Source organism: Marilutibacter maris, assembly GCF_006546735.2.
Taxonomy (GTDB): domain Bacteria; phylum Pseudomonadota; class Gammaproteobacteria; order Xanthomonadales; family Xanthomonadaceae; genus Marilutibacter; species Marilutibacter maris.
In genome coordinates this window covers 1-4,920 of record NZ_VICD02000013.1, presented here as the reverse complement: position 1 = coordinate 4,920, position 4,920 = coordinate 1, and the positions used below count along the sequence as shown (strand labels likewise).

Annotated in this window: 3 protein-coding genes; all 3 read right to left on the bottom strand. The window is 71.0% G+C overall.

The features are described 5' to 3' along the window. Positions 1 to 1,803, bottom strand: a 1,803-nt coding sequence (locus FKV24_RS20175) for a pre-peptidase C-terminal domain-containing protein (RefSeq protein ID WP_141480949.1), incomplete at its 3' end; no start/stop codon positions are given. A 416-nt stretch (positions 1,804 to 2,219) separates the two neighbouring features. Continuing rightward, a complete protein-coding gene (locus FKV24_RS01535; protein ID WP_111265117.1) occupies positions 2,220 to 2,846 on the bottom strand; it encodes an exonuclease domain-containing protein in 627 nt (208 codons plus the stop codon). Positions 2,847 to 2,848: 2 nt separating this feature from the next. Continuing rightward, positions 2,849 to 4,699 carry a putative nucleotidyltransferase substrate binding domain-containing protein gene (locus tag FKV24_RS01530; protein WP_170288166.1) on the bottom strand — a complete coding sequence of 617 codons (1,851 nt, stop codon included), beginning with the start codon at positions 4,697 to 4,699 and terminating at the stop codon, positions 2,849 to 2,851. Between the last annotated feature and the right edge of the window lie 221 nt (positions 4,700 to 4,920).

The following is a 4,920-nucleotide window of genomic DNA, read 5'->3' as shown; positions in this document are numbered from 1 at the left end:
GTTGTGGATGTTGTAGGTGCTGCCATCCGGGGCCACCAGGTCGACCTTCAGATCGCCCTTGTAGGTGTGGCGGATGTCGACATCCACGCTGGCGTTGCTGGGGGCGTTGCCGCTGCGACCGGACACGGTGATCGGGCTCTCGACCGTGGCGTTGTCGTTGATCGGATAGTCGCTGGTGTTGCTGTAGGTCTGGGTGTCGCCACCGCCGCCGGTGCCGTAGTCGCCGACCAGGCTGACCCTGGAGAAGCTGCTGTAGGCCTTGACCCGGACGTGCCAGGTGCCGGCCTGCGGGCTGGCGAAGCTGCAGGTTTCGGCATTGCCGTTCTTGTACGGGCGGCAGTCGTAGCTGCTGTCGGTCGGCGCGCTGCCGAACTTGACGTAGAGGTCGGCATCGCCGCTGCCGCCGGACATGACGAAGCTCAGGTTGGAGGCGCCGGCGGGCACGTCCATCGTGTACTCGACGGCATTGCCGGTCGTGGCCGCCAGCCCGGTCACCGGCACGCCCTTCTCCAGCTCGTCGCCGGGCGGCGGCGGGGTGGTGCCGCCGTCGTCGCCGTCGGGAACCTGGTTGTTGAAGTAGCTGGCCACCTGCGGCCAGATCCGCGAGATCTTGGCGCCCTCGTTGTTGCAGCCGCCGAGGTGATGCAGTGCGATCACCTTGTTGCTGGCGCGCGAGATCACCGGCGATCCGGAGCTGCCGCCCTCGGTGTCGCAGGTGTAGCCCAGGTCGCTGCCTGCCTCGCCGCTGGTGCCGTCGGCGGTGGTCGATTTGACCGCGCAGGCGGCGCTGCCGTCCATCACCCCCAGCTCCTTCATGCGGCCGCCGGGATGCTGGGCGATGTACATGCCGTCGCCGACCGAGACCGTGCCGATGTCCAGTCCGAGGTAGCCGAACGGTTCCAGCGCGGCGAAGTTGTTGACCGTGAACAGGGTGTAGTCCAGCGCCGCGTCGGTCTTCAGCATCTGGTTGCCGGTGACCTTGGTGACGGTCGCGCCGGTGCTGCTGCTGCAACTGGCGCGCTGGTAGTTGAACCAGAACTCGGCGCCGGCGACGCCGGAGCTGGTCGACAGGCAGTGGTTGTTGGTGAACAGACGGTTGTCCGGACCCACGCGCCAGACCGTGCACAGGCTGCCGCCGCTGCTGAGCATGCGGCCGACCGGGCGCGAGCGGTCGTAGGCGTCGGGATCGCTGTCGATGTAGCAGGCCACCGGACGCTTGTCGTCGGTGCCGCAGATCGAAGTCGGGTTGACGTCGGTGGCCGGGGTCAACAGGCCGCTGTCCTGCAGCTCGGGCAGCATCGCCTCGGGATAGCCTTCCAGGTAGTGCGACACCACCACGCCGTGGCGCGAGGTCCACGGCTCGGAGGCGGTGCCGACCAGGCGCAGGATCGCCACCGGTCCGCTGATCGACATCGCCGAGAAGCTGCTCTCGCCGTTCTGGCCGAGCGCCGCATCGACGGTGTGGGCGTCGCGGTGGTCGCCGCTGTAGCGGTAGACCTCGCTGCCGTCGGGGTTGGACACCTCCAGGGTCACGCCTTCGGGCAGCGAGAAGTGCTCGAAGTGCACCTTGATGAAGGCGGCATCGTCGGTCCGGATCACGCTCGCGCGCTGGTTGCCCGCGGCCGTCGTGCCGATGCGCCCGTGCAGGCTGATCAGGGCTTCGCGCTGCGCGGCGATCCGGACCGGAACCGGCGCGGCGCCCGGTTCGGTGGGGCCGGCGGCGATGGCGGGTGCGGACAGCCCGAGCGAGACGAGCAGGGCAAGCGCAAGCGGATGCGAATGGGAAACAACGGACTTCATCATGGCTCTCCATTTCCTAATGAAAGTGCGGTGGCAGCTCGGCGCCAGACCGACCCGGCGTCGGGATCCCGGATGTCGGGCCGCCGCTGTCGATTACCTCCCCCTGAGACGACCCTGGCGTCTGGGTTGCGAATGCGCCGCCGCGATTCCTTTGCCGGCGCGTTGCCAGGGTGCGCGAAGCTGGCTGCGTGTTGCTTGGCTTCGCGAAGCGGACGCCAGACACGACGTGGCCGCCCATCGAGTTATCCACGTGGGCGCTGGGCGGTCAAATCGAATATTTCACTAAGTGCGAATATGCGAAGCTGGCTAGGGTGCAAGCGTGACCGCATTCGCTTAATCGCAGGTTTGCGTGGTGGCGCGGTGACGGCGTCGATCCCGGCCGTGCTGCACCGCAACGCAATACGCCGCGCTCGACCGGTCTAGGTGTGCGCCTGCAGGGCCAGCCAGCACGCCGCCGCGGTGGTGGCGTCGCCCAGCGCGGTATGCCGCCCCAGCATCGGAATGCCCAGGGTCGCGGCGATGGCCTCGAAACCCGCGTCCCCGGCCAGCGCATGCGGATTGCGCCGATGCAGGCGCGCGCGGAACGCCGCGGCCAGGTCGATGCGCGGATTGGGCAGGCGGAAACCGGTGATCGCCGGCGCGACCCGGTCGAGCATCGCCACGTCGAAGCCGATCCGATAACCGATCAGCGGCCTCGGGCCCAGCCAGTCGAGCAGACGCGCGACCGCGTCGTGTTCCTCCAGTCCGTGTTCCAGGTCCTGCGGGCGCAGGCGGTGGTGGCGGATCGCCTCGATGTCCGCAGGCGGTCCATGCCCGGCGTCGGGCCGCACCGTCGCCTGGAAGCGCTCGGTGAGGCCGATGCGGCCGTTGGCGACCGGCACCGCGGCGATGGTCAGGATGCGGTCGCGGGCCGGGTCCAGGCCGCTGGTTTCCATGTCCAGCGAGACCCAGCTGTCCGCCGGTGCCGGCCGCAGCAGCGCCCCCCACGGTCCATGGCCATGGCGGCGGCGGTCGAGCCAGCGGCGCAGCGGCAGCGGAGTCGGCATCGTCAGTCGCGCAGATGGAAGGCGCCGCGCAGGTGGTCCTTGAACGCGTTGACCACGCGCAGCGCATCGCGCAGCAGTTCGCGATCCAGGCGCCGCAACGAGGCCGGGTCGAGGCGGTTGTCGGCGGCGCGGCCGGCGGCCAGCGCCTGCAACTGCGCGCCCAGGCGCAGGCGCATGAACACCGCCAGCGCCTGCGGCACGTCGCGGCCGAGCTCGGACGACAGCGCGCCGGCATCGACCAGGGCGGCGCAGCGATCGAAGCTGTTGTGGCGGTCGATGCCGTGGCGCAGGGCCAGCACCCGGATGCCGTTGACCAGCGGGAATACCCCGCCCTTCTTGATGTCGATGCCGCCGGCGTCGTCGCGCACACGGCCGAACAGGTTCAGCGGGGTGGAGAACTCCAGCGAGGCGCGGGCCAGCTCGCGCATCAGGATCTCGTCGCGTCCCAGCGCGGCGATCGCCTCGGCGACCGGCGCGTACAGCGCGGCGTTGCCGGCGACCGGGCGCGCGTCCAGGGCGATCGCCAAGTCCAGGGCGCTGCCGCCGTCGCGCTCGCGGCGCCAGTGTTCGATGCGTTCGCGCCATTGGCCCACGCGCAGCCGCCAGTGCGGATTGCGCACCATCACCCCGCCCGGGCAGGGCGGATAGCCGATATCGGCGAGGACTTCGCCGAAGCGCCGCATCGCCGCATCCAGGCCGTCCCATTCCAGCGCGTCGTCCAAAACCAGGGCGTTGTCCTGGTCGGTCTTGAGGATCTGCTCGCGTCGGCCCTCGCTGCCCAGCACCAGCAGGCACATGCGCTCGCGCAGCGGCGCCGGCACCACTTCGGCGAACACCCGGGCGAGGATGCGGCTGTTGAGCGCGGACACCAGCTCCATCAGGTAGCTCATGCGCGCGCCCTGGGCGTGCAGCTGGCGCACCAGCGCGGTCATGCTGCGGGCCGCCTCGGCGACCTCGGCCAGGTCGCCGGCGCGTTCCAGGCGCAGGCTGATCAGGTGCGAGTGGCTGGTGTAGTGGGCGAGCACCTCGGCCATGCCGAGGGTGCCGAGCACGCGGCCCTGCGCCGACGCTTCGCCCTCGCTGACCAGGACCCGCTCGATGTGGTGCTCGGTCATCGTGACCAGGGCCTGGAACAGCACGTCGTGGTCGCGCACGCCGATCACCGGCCGCTGCGCCAGCGGACCGACCGGCGCATCGACCGGCACCCCGTCCAGGGCGATGGCCTCGAGCAGGTCGGTGCGGGTCAGCATGCCCAGGCCGCCGTCGGCGTCCGCCGGCGAGGGGTCGACCAGCAGGCAGTCGACCCGGGCTTCGCGCAGGCGTCGCGCCGCCTCGGTCACGCGGGTGGCGGCGGCGACCCGCACCGCCGGCGCCAGTTGGGCGTCGCCGACCCGGGTCAGCATCAACTCGGACAGCTCCGAGGGCTGTTGCGCGCTGGCGGCCAGCCGCCGCTTCAGCGACAGGCCTTCGTGGAACCAGGCGGCGAAGGCCGGGTTGCCGGCCAGCAACTCGCGGAACAGCGGGGCCGGGATCAGGAAGCTCAACACGTCCTCGGCGGCCTCGTAGCGGTGGCGGGCGCGACCGGCGATCACCGCCCAGGCGCCGAACACGTCGCCGGGTCCGAAGTCGGCGAACAGGCGCCGGCCCTCGCCGCCGTCGGCAGCCTCGTCCCAGGCGCGGACCACGCCCTTGAGGATCACGTGGACGTGTTCGGAGGCCGCGCCGGCCGCCAGCAACACGCGGCCGGCCGGATGGAAGCCCAGGTCGACCGCCCGCTGCACCCGCGCCTGCTCGGCCGCGTCGAGCAGGTCGAACGGCGGAACGCCGAGGTCGAGGCCGGGCACCGGTTCCATGCCGTGCAGCCTGCCACGGCGCGGGCGCCGGCGCATGCGACTTTGTGCTGAGGGCTGAGGACCGGCAGGCGCCCGTCCATCACCCGCCCTCGTAGGAGCGGCGTGAGCCGCGACCGGGGCCTTCCCGGTAGAGCCTCATCGCGGCTCACGCCGCTCCTACGAAGAGCGCGTCAGCCTTGTCCCTCCCGCCCCCTGGGTCAGGGGATGGGTCACGCCTCCAT